General features: G+C 39.4%; 21 protein-coding genes. 6 read left to right on the top strand and 15 right to left on the bottom strand.

The genetic code is table 11. The features are described 5' to 3' along the window. Positions 1–11 precede the first annotated feature (11 nt). Together FFF34_002080 and FFF34_002085 are read right to left on the bottom strand one after the other, a co-directional pair. The gene (locus tag FFF34_002080; GenBank protein TSD66212.1) at positions 12–542 is read right to left on the bottom strand and encodes an RNA methyltransferase; all 531 of its coding nucleotides are present in this window, start codon (positions 540–542) and stop codon (positions 12–14) included. Positions 543–551: 9 nt separating this feature from the next. Then, positions 552–1,721, bottom strand: a complete 1,170-nt coding sequence (locus FFF34_002085) for a galactokinase (protein TSD66213.1) — start codon at positions 1,719–1,721, stop codon at positions 552–554. Positions 1,722–1,883: 162 nt separating this feature from the next. Between FFF34_002085 and FFF34_002090 the strand changes: the two genes are divergently transcribed. After that, complete coding sequence (locus FFF34_002090) at positions 1,884–2,174, top strand: hypothetical protein (protein ID TSD66214.1); 291 nt, start codon at positions 1,884–1,886, stop codon at positions 2,172–2,174. Positions 2,175–2,220: 46 nt separating this feature from the next. On the opposite strand, the gene FFF34_002095 is transcribed toward FFF34_002090, so the two are convergent. From FFF34_002095 to FFF34_002110, 4 genes are all read right to left on the bottom strand, one after another. Continuing rightward, a complete protein-coding gene (locus FFF34_002095; protein TSD66215.1) occupies positions 2,221–2,610 on the bottom strand; it encodes a hypothetical protein in 390 nt (129 codons plus the stop codon). Between the two features lie 47 nt (positions 2,611–2,657). Further along, positions 2,658–3,527, bottom strand: a complete 870-nt coding sequence (locus FFF34_002100; GenBank protein ID TSD66216.1) for an oxidoreductase — start codon at positions 3,525–3,527, stop codon at positions 2,658–2,660. 122 nt (positions 3,528–3,649) lie between these two features. After that, complete coding sequence (locus tag FFF34_002105) at positions 3,650–4,054, bottom strand: DUF1761 domain-containing protein (GenBank protein TSD66217.1); 405 nt, start codon at positions 4,052–4,054, stop codon at positions 3,650–3,652. A 90-nt stretch (positions 4,055–4,144) separates the two neighbouring features. Beyond that, positions 4,145–6,874, bottom strand: a complete 2,730-nt coding sequence (locus tag FFF34_002110) for a carboxypeptidase regulatory-like domain-containing protein (protein ID TSD66218.1) — start codon at positions 6,872–6,874, stop codon at positions 4,145–4,147. Positions 6,875–7,031: 157 nt separating this feature from the next. Between FFF34_002110 and FFF34_002115 the strand changes: the two genes are divergently transcribed. Continuing rightward, positions 7,032–7,511, top strand: coding sequence for a CYTH domain-containing protein (locus FFF34_002115; protein TSD66219.1), 480 nt, complete (start codon positions 7,032–7,034; stop codon positions 7,509–7,511). 53 nt (positions 7,512–7,564) lie between these two features. Here the strand turns inward: FFF34_002115 and FFF34_002120 are convergent, their stop codons facing one another. After that, positions 7,565–7,780 (bottom strand): hypothetical protein, encoded by a 216-nt coding sequence (locus FFF34_002120; protein TSD66220.1) that lies wholly within the window; start codon positions 7,778–7,780, stop codon positions 7,565–7,567. 362 nt (positions 7,781–8,142) lie between these two features. Between FFF34_002120 and FFF34_002125 the strand changes: the two genes are divergently transcribed. Then, positions 8,143–8,631, top strand: a complete 489-nt coding sequence (locus FFF34_002125; protein ID TSD66221.1) for a hypothetical protein — start codon at positions 8,143–8,145, stop codon at positions 8,629–8,631. A 310-nt stretch (positions 8,632–8,941) separates the two neighbouring features. Here the strand turns inward: FFF34_002125 and FFF34_002130 are convergent, their stop codons facing one another. Genes FFF34_002130 through FFF34_002145 form a run of 4 tightly spaced genes read right to left on the bottom strand, consistent with a single transcriptional unit; the run spans position 8,942 to position 9,931 of the window. Continuing rightward, the gene (locus FFF34_002130) at positions 8,942–9,151 is read right to left on the bottom strand and encodes a hypothetical protein (protein ID TSD66222.1); all 210 of its coding nucleotides are present in this window, start codon (positions 9,149–9,151) and stop codon (positions 8,942–8,944) included. Between the two features lie 55 nt (positions 9,152–9,206). Continuing rightward, entirely contained in the window at positions 9,207–9,416 is a 210-nt protein-coding gene (locus tag FFF34_002135; protein TSD66223.1) for a hypothetical protein, read from the bottom strand. A 56-nt stretch (positions 9,417–9,472) separates the two neighbouring features. Next, positions 9,473–9,682, bottom strand: a complete 210-nt coding sequence (locus FFF34_002140; GenBank protein TSD66224.1) for a hypothetical protein — start codon at positions 9,680–9,682, stop codon at positions 9,473–9,475. Between the two features lie 54 nt (positions 9,683–9,736). Next, positions 9,737–9,931 (bottom strand): hypothetical protein, encoded by a 195-nt coding sequence (locus tag FFF34_002145; GenBank protein TSD66225.1) that lies wholly within the window; start codon positions 9,929–9,931, stop codon positions 9,737–9,739. 711 nt (positions 9,932–10,642) lie between these two features. Between FFF34_002145 and FFF34_002150 the strand changes: the two genes are divergently transcribed. After that, entirely contained in the window at positions 10,643–12,079 is a 1,437-nt protein-coding gene (locus FFF34_002150) for a tetratricopeptide repeat protein (GenBank protein TSD66226.1), read from the top strand. On the opposite strand, the gene FFF34_002155 is transcribed toward FFF34_002150, so the two are convergent. From FFF34_002155 to FFF34_002165, 3 genes are all read right to left on the bottom strand, one after another. After that, positions 12,076–12,366 (bottom strand): hypothetical protein, encoded by a 291-nt coding sequence (locus tag FFF34_002155; protein ID TSD66227.1) that lies wholly within the window; start codon positions 12,364–12,366, stop codon positions 12,076–12,078. The two genes, FFF34_002150 and FFF34_002155, sit on opposite strands and share 4 nt — an antisense overlap. A 216-nt stretch (positions 12,367–12,582) precedes the next feature. Further along, a complete protein-coding gene (locus FFF34_002160) occupies positions 12,583–12,954 on the bottom strand; it encodes a helix-turn-helix transcriptional regulator (GenBank protein TSD66228.1) in 372 nt (123 codons plus the stop codon). Positions 12,955–13,115: 161 nt separating this feature from the next. Next, on the bottom strand, positions 13,116–15,398 hold the full coding sequence (locus FFF34_002165; protein TSD66229.1) for an AAA family ATPase: 2,283 nt from the start codon (positions 15,396–15,398) through the stop codon (positions 13,116–13,118). Positions 15,399–15,545: 147 nt separating this feature from the next. Here FFF34_002165 and FFF34_002170 point away from each other — a divergent pair, with 147 nt between their 5' ends. Further along, a complete protein-coding gene (locus FFF34_002170) occupies positions 15,546–17,549 on the top strand; it encodes a thioredoxin domain-containing protein (GenBank protein ID TSD66230.1) in 2,004 nt (667 codons plus the stop codon). Positions 17,550–17,573: 24 nt separating this feature from the next. Continuing rightward, a complete protein-coding gene (locus FFF34_002175; GenBank protein ID TSD66231.1) occupies positions 17,574–18,071 on the top strand; it encodes a peptidylprolyl isomerase in 498 nt (165 codons plus the stop codon). 222 nt (positions 18,072–18,293) lie between these two features. Here FFF34_002175 and FFF34_002180 read toward each other — a convergent pair whose 3' ends face one another. Continuing rightward, positions 18,294–18,995 (bottom strand): hypothetical protein, encoded by a 702-nt coding sequence (locus FFF34_002180; protein ID TSD66232.1) that lies wholly within the window; start codon positions 18,993–18,995, stop codon positions 18,294–18,296. Positions 18,996–19,026 lie beyond the last annotated feature (31 nt).

Consider the following 19,026-nt stretch of genomic DNA (forward strand, 5'->3'; position numbering starts at 1 on the left):
AAACCCTACAGTTATTTTATAATTTTTGAATAAAAATCCCACAAAACAATACCTGCCGAAACCACAATGTTAAAGGAATGCTTGGTGCCAAACTGCGGGATTTCGATACAGGTATCTATCTGCTCCATTACCTCGTCGCTTACACCGTTAACCTCGTTGCCAAATATTAAAGCGTACTTATTGCCCGCGACAGGAGTAAAAGTGTTTAGCATAATGCTGTTTTCGGCTTGCTCAATGGCAATTATTTGGTAGCCATTGGCGCGTAAGGCTTCAACGGCCTGTAATGGGGTTTCAAAGTAGGCCCAGCTTACGGCTTGTGTGGCGCCTAAGGCTGTTTTTTCTATTTCGCGATGTGGGGGTTGGGCGGTAATACCACAAAGGCAAACCTGTTCAACAGCAAAACCATCCGAAGTACGGAATATGGAGCCTATGTTGTGCATGCTGCGCACATTATCAAGCACAACGGCTACAGGCAGTTTGTCCTGTGCTTTAAATTCATCTACAGTTGCACGGTTAAGTTCGTCGAGTTTTAATTTGCGCATGGGGCAAAATTACAATTTTACCGCGTCAAACAGCTCGCCAACCCCATTACCAATTAACGAACTATAAACCGATGGCGCATAACCAATTTTATCGGTATAATAAGCGGTTAGCTGTTTGCTAAATTGATCAAAGGCATCTTTTTGCACCAAGGCTATTGCACAGCCACCAAAGCCGGCACCAGTCATGCGGGCACCTGTCACCGCTGTATCTGTTTTGGCGTATTCAACCACAGTATCCAACTCTTTACCGCTTACCTCGTACAGATACCGTAATGAGTCATGGGATGCATACATCAGCCGGCCAAACGCTGTTAGGTTATTATCGCTTAAAGCTTTGGCAGCCAGTTTTACCCGGTCGTTCTCTTCTACTACATGCAGGGCTCGTTTTTGTACGGTGGTATCGGTAATTAAGTGTTTATGTTCTTCAAACGTAGCGGTATCTATATCGCACAGGTGATTAATGTTTAATTCCTGCTTTAAGGCAGTAAGGGCAGTTTGGCATTCCTGCACACGCTCGTTATATTTAGATTCGGAAAGCTTACGCGGTTTATTGGTATTAATAATAGCCAACACATGATCGCCCAGGTTGCTGTTAACCGCTTCGTAATCCAGTGTGTCGCAATTCAGCATCAGGGCTTTGTTAGTTTCGCCAAAGGCTACGGCAAATTGATCCATAATACCGCAACTAACGCCAATAAACTTGTTCTCTACATTTTGCGATAGCTTTACCAGTTCCAGCTTACTATAACCCGAATCGGATATTTGGTTTAAGGCAAAAGCAGTAACTACCTCTATAGAGGCCGATGAAGACAAACCCGAACCAATAGGTATATCACCATAAAAAAGCATATCAAGCCCCTGTAAACTTTTACCATTCTTTAAAAAAAAGTTGATAATTCCTACAGGGTAATTGTACCAAAGTTCATCTATTTTAACATGATTGCCTTGCAGCAATACTTCGGCCTCATCCTTAAAGTTTAAGCTTTTAAATCTGAATACATTATCGTTGTTAGGTGCCACCAGTAGGTAGGTGCCAAATGTTATTGCACAGGGCATTACAAGCCCTCCATTGTAATCAATATGCTCGCCAATAAGATTTACCCTTCCCGGCGAGAAGTACGCTTGGGTGGCTTCTTTTTTATATAAATCAAAAAAACTTTGGTGCAGTTGTGCGCTCATAGGTGTTATTCTCAGTTACAAAGCAAATATGTAAAACTTACAGTTATTATTGTAAAAATTACAGTTATTAATTTATAGCTACGGATATTTTAGCAAAAAGTTTGCTTGCTAAACAGAACTTGCATTTATTTGTTAAAACTGAAATAACTTATTGTAACCCTCATGAATCAATATATTGTAACAGGCTACGACTACACCGACGAAGGTGCCTTAGACCGCCGAATGAGTATACGCCCCCATCATTTAGATGGTGCAAAGGCGCTTAAAGAAAGTGGTAATTATGTTTTAGGTGGCGCTTTGTTAAACGATGAAGGTAAAATGATAGGATCGGTAATGGTGCTGCAGTTTGAAAGCGAAGAGGGCCTTGAAGCATGGAAAAAAAGCGAACCCTATATTACACAAGGTATATGGGAAACGGTAGATGTTAAACCGTTTAAGGTAGCTACCGTTTAACTCAAAAGTTAAAAGTCAAAATTAAAAAATATTGCAGTACGCAAAATTATTTAAAGGATATATATTCCCAATATCCCTGTTGGTTTTTGGTATAGCAAGCGGTATAATTAACGCCATCTGTTTTAAAATCGAATGAAAACTCTTTAATTGCAGGGTCGGTTGGTAAAAACTGCGATACTACGTTATCTGCAATTAAACGTATTTTATCTGATTGACCGGGCTTATTAGCTTCCAGTTTTGCTAAATAATCGGTGTAGGTGGCAAATACTGGTTCGGTATTATTTATCTCCCTGGCGGCATTAAAACTTTGGCTTGCATATTCATCTAATGCTTTTAACAGGTCGTCGGCAGATATTTCGGGCAGGCCGTCTTTTGCTTCGGTATAATAGCTGTATAGTATTTCTTCTTTACTTTTCATCCCTGTAAAAATACGCATAACAAAAAAGGATACCGTTTATCTGGTATCCTTTTTTGTTGCAGTTATTAACCAACCGGTGGCGATATGCTGTCAAGTTTATCAATATCATCAGCATCCAGTGTTACGTTGGCTGTTTTCATATTTTCTTCTAAATGCTCAACACTTGAGGTACCCGGAATGAGTAATATATTAGGCGAGTGATTTAACAACCAGCTTAACGCTACCTGGTGAACTGTTACTCCATGTTTTTCGGCAACGCTTTTCAAGATCTCCTGACTGGCCACATTCCCTGCATTAAGCGGGAACCATGGTATAAAGGCAATATCGTTATCCTCGCAATAGTTTAAAACACCTTCCCATTTGCGGTTATCAACACTATACATATTTTGTACCGATACCACCTCAAAAAAGTCCTGCGCCTTTTTTATATCTTCTATATCTACTTCAGATAGGCCAATGTGCCTTATTTTACCGTCAATTTGTGATTGCTTTAAAAATTCAAAGCTTTCTTCGGCAGGTACATTAGGGTCAATGCGGTGCAGTTGATATAGTTCAATGGCATCCAGCTTAAGGCGTTTTAAACTACCCTCCAAAGCCTCTTTTAAATGTGCCGGGCTCGAATTAATGGGCCACTGATCGGGGCCGGTGCGCAGTAGGCCGCCTTTTGTACCAATTACAAGGTCGGCAGGGTATGGGTACAGCGCTTCAGCGATCAGCTCTTCAGATATATGCGGGCCATAGCTATCGGCCGTATCTATAAAATTTACGCCTAATTCTATAGCACGCTTTAATACTTTAATGGCTTCGTCGTGATTTTTTGGTGGGCCCCAAATGCCTTTACCTGTAATGCGCATTGCACCATAACCTAAACGGTTTACGGTTAATTCGCCGCCTATATTAAATGTTTTTTGCGATGTTGCAGTTTCGTTACTCATGCTGATAGTTTTTAATAATTATCAAATAAAGTTAACGCCAAAGCAAGGCACATTGTTCGGCACGGCCAAACATAAAAGTGTCATAATTCTTGGTTATAAGCAGCTGGAAAAGCAATAGCCTGTTATCGCCATAGACCTATTATGGCACCCATTAAAGTTAATGATACAATACTGTATCCGCCATTAATAAATATCAGCCGCCAGCTTTTTAGTTCAAATAAACTATGGATAGCAATGGCGCTAAACGTCCATATACCGGCAAGGAAACCAGCGGTTGCTCCCCAGGTTACATCCGTTTTGGGTTCGGCTAAGAACATAGCCAGGTTAACAGCCATTAATAACGAGAAGAATGCTGTGAAACCAAATATCTTACCTTTGTTGCCCGCTTTGATAGCTTCCGTAGTTAGGTTGCTGTCGGCCATCCATGCTTTGCCAAAAAGGGTATGCGAATACCAGATACCGCCGATGATAAAAGCGGACAGAGCTGCTACTATAACAGCCGGCCAGTTTACAAGTGATAGATCCATAATGCTTTAAGTTTTAGGTTTATTAAAGCTACGGAATAATATTGCCGCAATGCAAATTAATTATTGGCCCAATATAACCGAACAATAGTGCTATTTAACGGTATATCGCAATATGTAACGGCCCAGGTTACCATCCGCGTCAAAACCTTCTATAGTTGCACGGTAGCTACCACGGCCATCGGCGTTATAGTATTCAAATGATGTTGTGCCGGTTGTTTTGTCGGTTATTACTTTTGGGCTCCAAAAAATAGTGCTTCTTAAGTCGCCGCCAAATGCAAGTCCCGGCTTTGGTACATCGTATTTTGGTGAATAAAACTCTTTAGATACGGTATAGCCTTGCGCAGTAAAGTTAAGCAGGTTGCCTTTTGGCAACATTTCCTGAAATTCGGCCAGTGATATCTTTGTCGAAACAATCTTTTTCATATTGATAAATATCAAACCGTCGCTATCGTATGTTTTGTTAGCACCGCTAAAGCCATCTTTTTTAAATACTTCTATTGTCTCAACCATTTTAGGGTTTTGTGTGCTTAGGTAACTATAGTCTATAGGTTTACCGTTTAAAAATATTTGTATAGGTTTTTTGTCCGGCTTAGTGTAATTGGCTGCAAAGTACACGTTAGTTTCATCTGCGGTTAGTCCAAGGAGTAAGGATGGCAGGCACTGCCTAAGATCATTACAATCTTTTACCCTTTCGCCGGTTATTGTTTGGTCGGCCTGCATTGGTAACCCGGCAAAGCCCGGGTAATCATCATGGCTTGCTTTTTTCACAGCTGAGGTTGATTTTATAGTTACTTCTTTTAAAATATGCAGGTTGTCGTATCGCTTTTTACTGTTAAGCATGTAGGGCTTGTATAAACTATCAATGTTGGCTACCGCATCAAGTGCGTTGGGGTTGTGTGTAGGCGGGGTATATGTTTCGCCGTTTACAGATATCATTAAATTTTTACTGTTATAGTTACCCCTTGCGCTAATAGTAACCTGCGACGAATCAGGGAAAGCCAACTTTGAGAACTTGAAATTGCCGGTCATATCCGAAATGGTTTCGGCATAAAAGTTTTTTGATGGTATTTGCATACGTAAACTACCTTTGGCTATAGGTAAACCGGTATTGTTACGTAGCATGCCGGTTACCTCCAGCCCTTGCTGCTCAGGCAAAACAATTACCTGAGGGAACCTGTCGTTACGAATGTTATTGTACGATATACGGCGATAACCTTGAGTAAGCATTAAAATATCAAGGTTTGCCGCTGCGTTTTCGTCTTTGCTGATGAAATAATAGTTGGGCTCTTCAATATATCCCTTTACCTCGGATGTAAGCAGCAGGTTGGTTAATATAGTTGTTTCGGCGTTTTCATTAAAAGGAACCTTTGATTCATCAATAACCGAAACCGAGAAACTACCTGCAACCGGCAACGCCTTGTTTTTTGCCGAGACGGTTATTTTTACTTTTTGGCGGGTACTGTATATTTTTTTATCGGCAGCCATGGTAAGGTCAAGCATATCGTTATGCTGTATAAAAACTACCCGCTCGCTTAAAGGGATGCCCCGGTCAGAAAATAAGGTAAGCTGCACCAGCCCTGTAGGGAATTTACTTTTAGGAATACCTGCGCTGTAAATTTGGCTTTGCAGCGTGGTTTGTGCGGCAAAATATATGGCACCGCCATTTTGCGCAATAATATAGTAGCTTTTGTTTTGATTGATCTTGAAAAAGGTCTCGTTTGCCGATAGCCTGATATTAAGGTTTACCGGGTCGTTGTTAAAAACGGACAGGTTGATGCCTGATAGCTGGGCTCGCGGCAGATCGTAACTGGCCTGTGTTCCATCTGCAAATGTAATGTTGGCTTTGTAGCTTTTACCTTCTTCGGGCATAAATGCAAATACACCCATTCCCAAATGTTCTGATGAAAGATTGGCAACCACGGCCCCGGTATTATCCGTGACTGTTCCTTTTACATTAATACCCATGCCGGTTGTAGTAACGGCCTTAAAAGCTACTTTAGACCGTACACCAACGGTAAGCTCACCCCCTTCAGGGAAAAACTGGACATCCTTAAGTATAATGGATGTTTTAAGCGGAAACGTATTAGTGATCTCTCTGCGGTTACCCATTTCAATTACTGCCACTAACTGGCAGTTTTGCAAGGTGCTGGCATTAGTGCCGGTAAAGCTTATCATTAAGTTGCCATTAGCATCGGTAGTACCTTTGCCCTTGCTAATTTCGTCGCTGGTAGCGTTTTTAACTACCCAGCTCACCTTTTTATTAGGCAGAGCAAGGTCATCAACGTCTTTGTAATTAATACGGGCATCTACCTTAACTTTGCCTGTATTGGCTGTTGTATTAAAAAAAGCGTCGGCTTGTATGGCAGTTTCAATAGCATTACCTATTGATATTGTTTTATTGTACATGTAATCCGGGTCGAAGTTGCGCATCCAGCCGGTGTAAGCACGTAAATGATAATTACCTTGTTTATAATCTGTAGTTAGCGGTATGCATCCCGACGCTACACCATTTACAACAGGTAGCTTTATTAAACGCATTATAGAGTCTTGCGAATTGGTTATATCAACATATACAATGGTACTTAATACCGTTGGCTGGTGTTTATCAATAGTTACATAAGCCTTAAACCAAATACTATCGCCGGCCGCATAAAAAGGTTTATCTAAATGCAGATAAACTTTTTCGATGGGGTAATTAGTAATAAACCGTGTTGTTTTAGTAATAATACTATTTAAACCAATAGTGTCTTTTTGAGCAAATGCGGCAACGGTTAAATTGGTAACTAACAGCAATGTTAGTGTAAATCGTTTCAGGTTCATAAGTACTTAAATGTAACAGTGGCTAATATAAACATTTAGCCGTACAGCATGTTGAAAGGTTAAAGTTTTAACATATCATTAACTTTTAGCATAGGCGTTTATTGTACAAGTTTGAACATACCTTTGGCCTAATAGCAAAAAGTAACACCTTTAATACATGGCAACAGAAATTGAACGGAAATTTTTAGTGGATAAAACAAGATGGACCGTAGTTAATAAACCTAATGGAAACCTATATAAACAGGGCTATATTTTAAGCGAAGAAAGGCGGACCGTGCGTATACGCGTTACTGATAGCGCAGCTTACATCACTTTAAAAGGCGCAACTAAAGGCATTAGCCGAAGCGAATTTGAATACACTATACCGGTAAATGAGGGTAATGATATATTAAAAGAGTTTGCTACATCAGTTATATCAAAAACCAGGTATAATATACAATTTGGCGGTAAGTTATGGGAGGTTGATGTTTTCGACGGAGAAAATGCAGGCCTAATTATAGCCGAAATAGAACTTGAAAAGGAAGACGATTATTTTGAAAAGCCGGATTGGGTGGGAGCGGAGGTAAGTAACGATAGCAGGTATACAAATGCAAGTCTATCACTAAACCCCTATGGCAACTGGGCCAAGAAAATTTAAAGCAAAAAAAAGCCGGTTAGCATACGCTAACCGGCTTTTTAAGAAAATATTATTTACCAGCCAGAACCTTTTTTGGCGTTGCCATTTTTAATATGCTCTTCTGCAGTAGCTTTGCCCATTATAGCTGCCATTTTGTTGCCTTCACTGTCTTTGCCGGTTGCAATATACCTGCCAGACTTAATGTCGATAACCGGATCGATCATCGGTACATTTTTAGTTTTTGTTTTAACTGAATAGGCGGTTATGCCACCTGATTTTTGATCTGCCATAATGCGAAGTTTTAGTTTTTTAGTTTGTAACTGAATTAATTGCGTTTTGTTTTATACTACTTTATTGTTTATAAAAGTAGAACAATAATTGGTTGTATTATGGGTGGCAATATATGTATTTATACTTAACTAACAAATTAATACCACGCCCATTTTAACGTTATAATTAACAAATTTATTGCTAAATACGTGTATTTACCCACATTTTGCAGGTTGTAAACATATTAGTTAAGCTAAAAAGGTTTTTAGCAGCATATTGTTTTGAAAGGCTTTATTTTTATTCGAAAAACGAGCTACTAATTTAGCTGCCGAACTTTTTACTTATATAATTGTAGTTGATGTGTATCAATAGAAAAAATTAAATGAAACAATACGTAATTATATGCGCCCTTGCTTTGGCATCATGCGCGGGTAACAGTCATAAAAACACTCCGGCCGACTCAGTAAACGGGGATACTGCCGGTACCGACACGGCGCTTGCAACCAGTTTAAATACGCCTGCCCAAAATATGGAGTATTGCTTTATGCGGACAGAGGGCACAAATAACCAGGATACAACAAAGGTACATTTAGTAATAAATGCGGGTAAGGTAAGCGGGGAGATGAATTGGATGCCTAAAGAGAAAGATAGCCGTAAGGGCACCTTATTGGGAACTATGAAGGGTAATGATATTAAAGCGGTATGGAGCTTTATGCAAGAGGGGATGACTGATACACTTGCAGTTGCCTTTAAATTATCGGCACAGCAGTTGGAGCAAAAGCCATCAGTTTATAATAAAGCCAATGGCCGCGAACAGTTAAATACTAAAGCTGGTTATACCTTAGTATATAAGCTTGATAATTGCAAATAGCCTTAAGGCATTTAGCAATCATATAGTACTAATAAAACTCTTTAAGAACAGTTAAGCTTTACATGAATCAATATTCGTGTAAGGCTTTTTTATTGGCATTAATTAGTCGGCAGTGGCAATATCAGATTTTGGGGTTGACGAATCCTTAACACCAAAGTTTGAAGTTTCTGATTTAATTTTAGCTTGCTCGGCTTTGCTTTCTGTCCTGGTTAACGAAAATGCGGTAACGGCTGATGTTAATACTATAGCGGCTATGATGATGATCTTTTTCATGATTCTGTTTTAATATTCGTTTAGGTGTAATTGATAATTAGTCGGCAGTACCAATGTCTTTTTTAGTATCAGCGGTACCAATATCTTTTTTAGTGTCGGCAGTGCCTATGTCTTTTTTAGTGTCAGCAGTACCAATATCTTTTTTAGTTGTAGATGTCGAAGTAGTATCGCGTTTTGTGGTGTTTGTATTTGCTGATAATATGCCTGTAGTTAAAACTAATGCTGCTGCTATGATTACTTTTTTCATGATGTTTATATTTTAAATGTTTTAATGATCTGTTGTTGGTATGTATTATTATTAATTAGTCGGCAGTACCTATATCTTTTTTAGTATCAGCGGTGCCTATGTCTTTTTTAGTGTCGGCAGTACCAATGTCTTTTTTAGTATCAGCGGTACCGATATCTTTTTTTGTTGTAGATGTTGAAGTAGTATCGCGTTTTGTATTGTGGTTGTTAGCTGATAATATGCCTGTAGTTAAAACTAATGCTGCTGCTATGATTACTTTTTTCATGATGCTTATATTTTAAAATGTTTTAATGATCTGTTGTTGGTATGTATTATTATTAATTAGTCGGCAGTACCTATATCTTTTTTAGTATCAGCGGTGCCTATGTCTTTTTTAGTGTCGGCAGTACCAATGTCTTTTTTAGTGTCAGCAGTACCAATATCTTTTTTTGTTGTAGATGTTGAAGTAGTATCGCGTTTTGTATTGTGGTTGTTAGCTGATAATAAGCCTGTAGTTAAAACTAATGCTGCTGCTATGATTACTTTTTTCATGATGGTTATATTTTGAATGTTTTTAATGATTTGTTATGGTTATACTATTATTAATTAGTCGGCGGTGCCAATGTCTTTTTTAGTGTCGGCAGTACCTATGTCTTTTTTAGTGTCAGCGGTACCAATATCCTTTTTGGTAGTAGGTTGTTGAGTAGTTGTAGTAGCAGTATCGCGTTTAGCTACAATTGTGTTAGCTGATAAAATACCAGTGGTTAATATTACTAATGCGGCGGTGATTACTTTTTTCATGATTTTATTTTTTAAATGTTTTAAGTCTGTTGGTTAATTATATTGAAAAGATCAGTCGGCAGTGCCAATATCTTTTTTAGTAGATACTGTATTATGTTCAATAGTAGCAGTAGGTTTTGTTGTCGCCTCTTTTTTGCATGAAGCTAAAATGCCTGTTACTAAAAATAATGCTGCTGCGATGACGGTCTTTTTCATTTTTTTATATTTAATTTTTGTTTTTGATCTATTGTTATGTTTTGCAAGGATGAACTTTAATCGGCTACACCGATATCTTTTCTTATCCATATATTGCTTTTAAGTATTACGCCCATTACTTTTACATTGTTTTGTTTAACGCATGCTTGTAACGAACCTGCTACAATTACAACTAACAGGAATAATTTTTTCATATAATTTTAATATTGTATTTAATATAAATTAAATTGCATCAAATAACCTGTGGTGTTAAAATGTTGTTATAGTAAAATTATAACTGATAGTTTGTAAATCACACGGTAAATGATATTCGTTTTGTTAAAAACAATAATATATTAACAAGCACATAACTTATTAACAATCAGTATATTAACAATGCAAATATAAATATGTTTTTTAATTTTCACGCAATAATTAAAAATAAATTTTCTTTAGCTTTTTTCCTAATTTTATACTCTCTGTTCATTTTATTATAAATTTTATAACTTTCAGCACAAATCAACGTATAGAGCCCTGATGAATAAATTTTACCCCCTTTTTATTTTATTACTATTCGGTTGTTCTGTATACGCAAAAGGGTACATCGATGTTTCTGCCGCGGATACTACCGAGGTTAACAATTTAAACAGCCAGGCCTTTAATAACCGTTTTACAAATCCAGAGCAAACTGTTGAAGTTGCACAAAAAGCCCTTGACATGGCCGAAAAGCTACAATATAACAGGGGGATAGGCGAGGCTTACCGTGTAATGGGGGTTGGTAAATATTATCTTAACCAGGCCGGCGCTGCTATTGGCGACTACTTAAAAGCTCTTGATTATTTTAAAAAGATAAATGACCTACGTAGCCAGGCCAAAGTTTATAATAATATTGGTAACCTTTACCTGGATAACAATAATGACAAGGCATTAGATTATTTAAAAAATGCGCTGTCAATTGCCCGTCAAATTTCTGATCCTAAAGTTACCGCTTCGTTGTACATGAATATCGGTAACGTTTATTACCGAAAAAAAAGTTTTAACCAGGCGTTAATATGGTACGATAAAAGCAATGTTATATTCTCTAAAATAAAAGATTCTACCAACCTGGTACAGTGTCTTCAAAATAGGGGGGTTATTTACTACAACCTGCATCAATACGATATTGCCGAGCAGTTACTTGTTGCTGCTAATAAAGCGGGTAAAGAGGGCGACCTGAATAAGATTGTGGCCAGTACCAACTTAACCCTTGCTGCGCTTTATATAGCCCAAGGCAAATTTAACGATGCTGAAAGAATTGTGCAGGAGGGTCAGTCGTATGCCACGTTGTTAAAGGATGATAAACTTACTACCGATTATAATTATACAGTTTACCAGTTAGAATCTAAGCGCAAAAATTACGAACGGGCTTTGTACTACCTTCAACTTATATTTAGGCAAGATAGCAGTATTCACATATCAAACGAGTCTACCCAGATAAGTATGTTGCAGGAGCAGTTTAAACAAGCTGCCGTACAGCGGGAAAATGAGCTAACCATACAAAGGCAGCAAAACGACAGGATAAAGTTTTGGGCGGCAACAGTGGTATCGGGCTTATTGCTTGTGGTAATTGTGTTGTTGATAAGCAATGTTAAACGTAAAGCCAAAACCAACGTACAACTAACAGAGTTGAATGGCGAAGTATCGCGACAGAAAGACAATCTCGATCGCATTAACCATCATCTCGAAGAAATTATTGACGAACGTACAAAAGACCTCCAAACTAAAAATAAAAAGCTTTCTGATTATTCATCCTATTTGTCCCATCAAATACGTGGCCCGATAGCAACCCTCAGGGGGTTAATGAATCTTGAAAAAGAGGGCTTGGTTGATGAAAAGGAATGTATTAATATGATGGATAAATGCGTTTCCGATATCGATCAGAAGATAATAGAAATGAGCGAAATGTTAAACGATTCCGGAAAGAGCGTTTTTTAAGCCGTTTTTCTGAAGCTTGGCCAGGTGCTGTGTATCTGTGCTTCTGTCAAACCCAGGTATATACAATATCTTGATATCATCTGTAAAATAAGCAGCTGCCTGTGCCTTCTGTAGCCCCGTGTTTCAAATGCAAGTGTTTCGTTGCCGGCGGTCACAAAAAATTGCACTTCGCCTTTCCTGGGTATAAAACCTGATGTTAAAATATCAAATGCCTTAACTTTTAGCTTGCTACCCGGGTCGTGAATAATGCCGGCTTTAAGCATTTCGGTATTTGAAATTGATATCATGTAATTTGACATAGCAGTAGTATAAGATGATACTATGCATACACACAATAATAACTCCAAAAATTTGTGGAAGTAAAAAAATAATCATTTTGTTACTCAAAAAACATTTCATTTAAAATAATTTAATTGCAGTTTAATTATCTTAAATGAAAGTATAACTTTAAACTATTACAACAAAGGCCTGAAAACTCTACGTGTGTTGTAAATTGAACACTATTAAATAGCGATACTGCTTTTGCTCAACAATTCTTCGTAAAGCAATATTACTTTACGTTGCAGGTTAGTTATTTCTGTTTCTCTATCTAAAAGTTTCTTTTGAATAATATTTAAGCTCAAATCTTGATTGCTTGGCTCTTCGGTATATTCAAGCGATAAAAGGTTTACCACACTTACCTCAAAAATATTAGCGATCTGTTCTAACCTTGATAAATTGATATCGGTAACACCGGTTTCAATTTTCGAAAACGCAGGTATAGATATACCTAAACGATTAGCAACATCCTCCTGGCTCCAGCCATGCTCGTGGCGCAGGGTACGGATATTTTTGCCTGCTGATTTGTTTGATTTCTTTTTAATTGTATCACTCATAATATACATTATTAATTAATTAGGGGAAAAGGGTATTAACTAATAACCAAAACAAATGCCATAACCTAATATGGCCCTATTTAGCTGTGTTAACATATAGTTAAACACATGTAAATAAAAAAGCGTGGAATTTGTTCTACAATTAACGGGTATTATATGTACTAATTAGTGGGGATTATACTCAGTTTAGCAAATTTAAGCAGCAGTTGTTTTTGTCCTATTTCTTTAAAAAAGATGGTGGCCTTTATATCGGGTTTATTGCCTTCAAGGCTTATTACTTTGCCAAAACCAAAGCGTTCGTGCTCTACTTCCATACCAACCTGCAGGTTTGATGTATCAGACACCTTAAATCCCGCTGACGGCACATGTGCCTTAGCAAGTATAGAGGTTGTTTTAACAGGCGGAGCAGTAGCTGCCTTTGGTTTCGAGTAGGTGTCGCTTTTCCGGGTCCATGCGTTGCGTTCATCATCAAACGAACTGCTTGAAGCGGTCACAGGCTTGGCGGTAAAGTCAAGCTCGAGGTATTTGGCGTCTATTTCATCTAAAAAGCGGCTGGGTTCGCAGCTGATGAGTGTGCCAAATTTAAAACGAGATGTAGCATAGCTAATGGTCAGCTTATACTCGGCGCGGGTAACGGCCACATAAAACAAGCGGCGTTCCTCTTCCAGATCGCTGCGCGAATTAAGCGACATTTGCGAGGGAAACAGGTTTTCTTCAAGTCCAACTACATGCACTTGTGGAAATTCGAGCCCTTTTGAAGAGTGTATGGTCATTAACGATACGGTGTCGGCATTAGGATCTTTGTCCTTGTCGTCATTGGTTAGCAAAGCTATATCCTGCATAAAAATGTCGAGGCCTTTTTCCTCGATATCCTCCCGTTCGCTAAATTCTTTTATACCGTTTAATAGCTCCTGAATGTTTTCGTAGCGGTTTAACCCTTCTACAGATTTATCTTCATATAGGTCTTTTAACAAGCCCGAATGCTGCGCAATATGCAAAGCCGACTCATAAGCGCTCAGGTTTTTTGTGATCACCTGAAAGCTTTGTATCATGGCAGCAAACGCGCTTAATGATGGTGGTGTTTTCTCAATATACCTGTGCGATTCCAGGATAACCTCAAATGGGGTGATGTTATTTTTATCAGCCGCAACAATTATCCTGTCAACAGTTGTATCGCCAATTCCACGCTTTGGGTAGTTAATAACGCGTTTTAGCGCTTCTTCGTCGTTCGGGTTAAACGTAAGCCTGAAGTATGCTATAAGGTCTTTGATCTCTTTACGCTGGTAAAATGATAGGCCCCCGTAGATTTTATACGGGATACCATTTTTACGCAAAGCCTCCTCCATCGATCGGGATTGGGCATTGGTGCGGTAAAGTATGGCAAAGTCGTGCCATTTTAGTCCATTAGTACTGCGCTGTTGCATAATGGCATCGGCCACAAGCTTACCTTCTTCGTTATCACTAAAGGCGCGCATTATTTTTATTTTATCGCCGGCTTCTTTTTCCGAAAAGACATTCTTTTTAAGCTGCTCTTTATTATTTGATATAATGCTGTTGGCTACATTAACAATGTTTTGTGTCGACCGGTAATTTTGTTCCAGCTTAAATATTTTAAGATCCGGGTAATCCTTCTCAAAGTTTAGTATATTTTGAATGTTGGCCCCACGAAAAGCATAAATACTTTGCGCGTCATCACCCACCACGCAAATGTTTTCGTTTACGGCTGCAAGGCGCTTTACAATAAGGTATTGCGAAAAGTTGGTATCCTGGTACTCATCAACCATCAGGTATTTAAACTTGTGCTGGTATTTGTTCAGTACATCGGCATTGTTTTTTAAAAGCTCGTTGGTTTTAAACAGCAGATCATCAAAATCCATTGCTCCTGCGCGATAACAGCGCTGTACATAGGTTTCGTATATTTTGCCCAACATACCACGGCCGCTGCTAAAATCATCTGCTTGTATCTGCTCATTTTGTTGGTACTCCATCCACGATACCAGGTTGTTTTTTGCGGCAGATATGCGGTTTAGTACAAAGTTTACGCTGTACAGCTTATCATCAAGCTGCATTTCTTTTAAAATGGCACGCAGTACGCTTTTACTATCGTCGGTATCATAAATAGTAAAGTTGTTGGGGTAGCCAATTTTATCAGCCTCAACCCGCAGCAATTTTGCAAATACCGAGTGGAAGGTACCCATCCAAATGTTTTTTGCCTCAGGGCCGCAAATATGATTGATACGCTCGCGCATTTCGCGGGCTGCCTTATTGGTAAACGTAAGTACCAGTATGTTAAACGAATCTACACCACTGCGAATAAGGTGCGCAACCCTGTAAGTAATAACACGTGTTTTGCCCGAACCAGCACCGGCTATGATCATAACCGGGCCTTTTATTTGTTGTACAGCGGCTTTTTGTTCGGGGTTTAACCCTTGTAAATAATCCAAATCCTTTTCCTCTTTTCTTGTACTGCGAAATTAAATTTTTTAGCACGAAAGGCGAAGCGATAATGCATTTATTAAAGTTAAATAGTTTGCACATCCGTAAAACAATTAACAATTTAGCCAATTCTGTATATATACAAATCTACCCGCATGAACCGTCTTGCCAACTCTACCTCGCCATATTTATTACAGCATGCCAATAACCCGGTTAACTGGTACCCCTGGGGCACCGAGGCGTTGCAAAAAGCTAAAGATGAGAACAAGTTGATACTGGTAAGTATAGGGTACTCGGCTTGCCACTGGTGTCATGTAATGGAGCACGAAAGCTTTGAAGACGAGGCTGTAGCGGGTGTTATGAACGAATATTTTGTTTGTATAAAGGTTGACCGAGAAGAACGCCCGGATGTTGACCAGATATACATGAGTGCTGTGCAATTAATGAGTGGCAGGGGCGGCTGGCCATTAAATTGCATTTGCCTGCCCGACCAGCGGCCTATTTATGGCGGTACCTATTTCCGAAAAAACGATTGGACAAGCCTGCTGTTTAACCTGGCCGATTTTTATAAAACAAAACCACAGGAAGCCGAAGAGTATGCCGTAAGGCTAACCGAAGGCATAAATCAATACGAGTCGGTGGCTTTTGTTAAAGAGCAGCCCGAGTATACCAAAGCCGATCTGGAGGTGATAATGAATACCTGGCGTCGATACATCGACCCGGAGGAGGGTGGCTTTGGCGGTGCCCCAAAATTCCCGATGCCAAATAACTCGCTATTTTTAATGCGCTATGCACACCTGATGAAAGATAAGGGAATAGCCGATAATGTAAAACTTACCCTGCGTAAAATGGCCTTCGGGGGTATATACGACCATATTGGCGGTGGTTTTGCCCGCTACGCGGTAGATTGCGTTTGGCATGTGCCCCATTTTGAAAAGATGCTGTATGACAATGGGCAGCTACTTAGCCTGTACGCCGAAGCCTATACCTGGCAAGCAGACCCTCTATATAAAACCATTGCAGATGAAATAATCACCTTTGTAAGCAGGGAATTAACATCGCCTGATGGTGGTTTTTACTCGGCTTTAGATGCCGATAGTGAGGGAAAGGAAGGCAAATTTTACATATTTACCAAGGCTGAGATTGACGAGATATTAGGAGAAGATGCTGACCTATTTAATATTTACTATCACGTTACCGATGATGGTAATTGGGAAGAGGAGCACTCCAACGTTTTCTTTCGCCGAGAGAGTGATGAAGACCTTGCCGAAAAACTGGGTTTAACTGTTAATGAATTAGTTAGCGGTATAAATTCGTCTCGCCAAAAGGTATTAGATGCTCGTAGCAAGCGAATTAGGCCGGGGCTGGATAATAAAATACTGGCATCATGGAACGGCCTGATGCTAAAAGGCCTTTGCGAGGCTTACCGGGCATTTAACCAATCCGCGTATTTGGAATTAGCATTAAAAAACGCTGATTTTATAGTGAATAATCTGCTATCAGGCGCTAAGCTTTCGCGTGTATATAAAAAGGAAGGTAAAAGCGATGTAGCTACATTTTTGGATGACTATGCTAATGTTATAGATGCCTTGATTGCATTATACGAGGTTACCTTTAATGAAGACTGGACAATACTGGCCCAAAAGCTAACGGATTACGCTCTGGCTCATTATTATAACCCAGAAGGTGGCATATTTTATTACACCGCTGATAACGATGAGCAATTGATCGCCCGCAAATCAGAGATTATGGATGGGGTTATACCTGCTTCAAACTCAGTTATGGCGCGCAATCTTAAAAAATTAGGTTTATTGTTTGATAATGAAGGGTATCTGGAAGTATCGGCACAACTATTGCGCAACATTGTACCACACCTTGCCAAATACAGCACAGCATACGCTAACTGGACAATGCTGCTGCTTGACGAGGTTTTTGGTACTTACGAAGTGGCTATAACCGGCGACAACGCCGAAGAGATGCGAGTAGCCTTAGAGCAGCATTACATCCCTAACAAAATTATGTTGGGCGGTAAAAAAGGAACGTTACCTTTGCTGACAGGCAAGTTTGAAAAAGCTACCCGCGTTTTTGTATGCCGCGATAAAACATGCGGGCTGCCCTCATATGATTTAGAAGGCGCCCTAAAACAAATAAATAACTAATTGCTTATACTATAAATTGATAGAATGAAAATTGAACCACAACATGTAGTGTCATTAACTTATGATTTGTACACTACACAGGATGGCGTTGAAAGCCTGGTTGAAAGTGCAACCCAGGAGCAACCACTTACCTTTTTGTTTGGCGCAGGCCAGATGATTCCCCGTTTTGAAGAAAATTTAAGTACCCTTTCAACAGGCGATACTTACGATTTCCGCATATCTGCCGCAGAAGGTTACGGCGAAATTGACGAAGAAGCTGTAGCTAATTTGCCGATAGAGATGTTTAAAGGTACTGATCTGCCGCAAATTGGCGAGGTTTTACCTTTGCAGGATAACAATGGCAACCGTTTCCAGGGGCAGGTTGTATCAGTTACCGAAGACTCGGTTATTGTGGACATGAACCACCCTATGGCAGGCCAGGAACTGCATTTTAAAGGCGAAATATTAAACGTTCGCCCGGCAACGCCTGAGGAACTGTCACATGGCCATGCACATGGCCCTGATGGTCACCACGCCCATTAATTAGATGATTTTACAAAAAAAAGAGGCTGTCCAAAATTGGATAGCCTCTTTTTTTATCACTCGTTTTCTATTCCACATCCCTGTATAAAGTTTTTCACTTTTTTCGCTGTCATGCGGGGATTTTTCGTTTTTTTTCGTTTTAATTCGTTTGGGGTGATGTAACTAATATAACATTATCCGGCATAAAAAAAAGTTTAAAACCGAAAATCAGAACGCAATTTATCAATGGTCAAAATCTAAATGGCCGGCATCGGTAACAAAGCAGCGTATCATAATGCGCGATGATACGGCCTCACCATTTAGGGTAGTGGGGGTAAATATCTTGTCGGCAGGGTTGGGCAGGTCGATGTTCATGTTCACAATCTGTAGTTCCTCGCCCTCAGGACTAAACAGATGCACCTTGTAATCGGCAAGGCGGCCATAGGGGCTTATCAATAATTCAACAACTGCCTTTATTAATGCCTGCCTGTTTAGCTCGTTCAAATAATCGGGTAGTTTAAAAAGCTGCAGGTAGGGGATGTAACCGTAATAGCGCCCGCCTATTTTAATGGGCTTGGTTACCTTATCGGTTGGTTCAAGGTTTTTATCAATAAAGTACCGTAATGCCGATGTGGTATCTTCCGGTGCTTCAAAATACAGTTTTTGGGTATCGTAGTTATAGGTTTGTATAACCGTGCCTTTGGTATCGTAAAACTGCCACAAGCCGGCGCGCTTATCATTTTTGTAATCGCCGCTTGCTACGGTTATCTTCTTTTTAAATAAAGCCTGGTATAAGCCCTGCCGTATGGCCTTATTGCTTTTTAATACCTGGAAAACCTCGGTAACCGAATCTGTTAACTTGTTCTTCTTTTGAACAGTTTCTTGCGCAAAGCAATTGTTTATAAGTAGTATCGCTGTAAAAAAGAGCAAACAACGTTTTAGCATTGTAGTATTGGTAGAGATGTGTTAGTTATCG

Origin of the sequence: Inquilinus sp. KBS0705 (assembly GCA_005938025.2) — a bacterium.
In the GTDB taxonomy this organism is placed as follows: Bacteria; Bacteroidota; Bacteroidia; order Sphingobacteriales; family Sphingobacteriaceae; genus Mucilaginibacter.

Coding starts and splice junctions, on each gene's coding strand:
- FFF34_002080 (TSD66212.1), bottom strand. CDS start 542: ATGCGCAAATTAAAACTCGACGAACTTAACCGTGCAACTGTAGATGAA.
- FFF34_002085 (TSD66213.1), bottom strand. CDS start 1,721: ATGAGCGCACAACTGCACCAAAGTTTTTTTGATTTATATAAAAAAGAA.
- FFF34_002090 (TSD66214.1), top strand. CDS start 1,884: ATGAATCAATATATTGTAACAGGCTACGACTACACCGACGAAGGTGCC.
- FFF34_002095 (TSD66215.1), bottom strand. CDS start 2,610: ATGCGTATTTTTACAGGGATGAAAAGTAAAGAAGAAATACTATACAGC.
- FFF34_002100 (TSD66216.1), bottom strand. CDS start 3,527: ATGAGTAACGAAACTGCAACATCGCAAAAAACATTTAATATAGGCGGC.
- FFF34_002105 (TSD66217.1), bottom strand. CDS start 4,054: ATGGATCTATCACTTGTAAACTGGCCGGCTGTTATAGTAGCAGCTCTG.
- FFF34_002110 (TSD66218.1), bottom strand. CDS start 6,874: ATGAACCTGAAACGATTTACACTAACATTGCTGTTAGTTACCAATTTA.
- FFF34_002115 (TSD66219.1), top strand. CDS start 7,032: ATGGCAACAGAAATTGAACGGAAATTTTTAGTGGATAAAACAAGATGG.
- FFF34_002120 (TSD66220.1), bottom strand. CDS start 7,780: ATGGCAGATCAAAAATCAGGTGGCATAACCGCCTATTCAGTTAAAACA.
- FFF34_002125 (TSD66221.1), top strand. CDS start 8,143: ATGAAACAATACGTAATTATATGCGCCCTTGCTTTGGCATCATGCGCG.
- FFF34_002130 (TSD66222.1), bottom strand. CDS start 9,151: ATGAAAAAAGTAATCATAGCAGCAGCATTAGTTTTAACTACAGGCATA.
- FFF34_002135 (TSD66223.1), bottom strand. CDS start 9,416: ATGAAAAAAGTAATCATAGCAGCAGCATTAGTTTTAACTACAGGCATA.
- FFF34_002140 (TSD66224.1), bottom strand. CDS start 9,682: ATGAAAAAAGTAATCATAGCAGCAGCATTAGTTTTAACTACAGGCTTA.
- FFF34_002145 (TSD66225.1), bottom strand. CDS start 9,931: ATGAAAAAAGTAATCACCGCCGCATTAGTAATATTAACCACTGGTATT.
- FFF34_002150 (TSD66226.1), top strand. CDS start 10,643: ATGAATAAATTTTACCCCCTTTTTATTTTATTACTATTCGGTTGTTCT.
- FFF34_002155 (TSD66227.1), bottom strand. CDS start 12,366: ATGATATCAATTTCAAATACCGAAATGCTTAAAGCCGGCATTATTCAC.
- FFF34_002160 (TSD66228.1), bottom strand. CDS start 12,954: ATGAGTGATACAATTAAAAAGAAATCAAACAAATCAGCAGGCAAAAAT.
- FFF34_002170 (TSD66230.1), top strand. CDS start 15,546: ATGAACCGTCTTGCCAACTCTACCTCGCCATATTTATTACAGCATGCC.
- FFF34_002175 (TSD66231.1), top strand. CDS start 17,574: ATGAAAATTGAACCACAACATGTAGTGTCATTAACTTATGATTTGTAC.
- FFF34_002180 (TSD66232.1), bottom strand. CDS start 18,995: ATGCTAAAACGTTGTTTGCTCTTTTTTACAGCGATACTACTTATAAAC.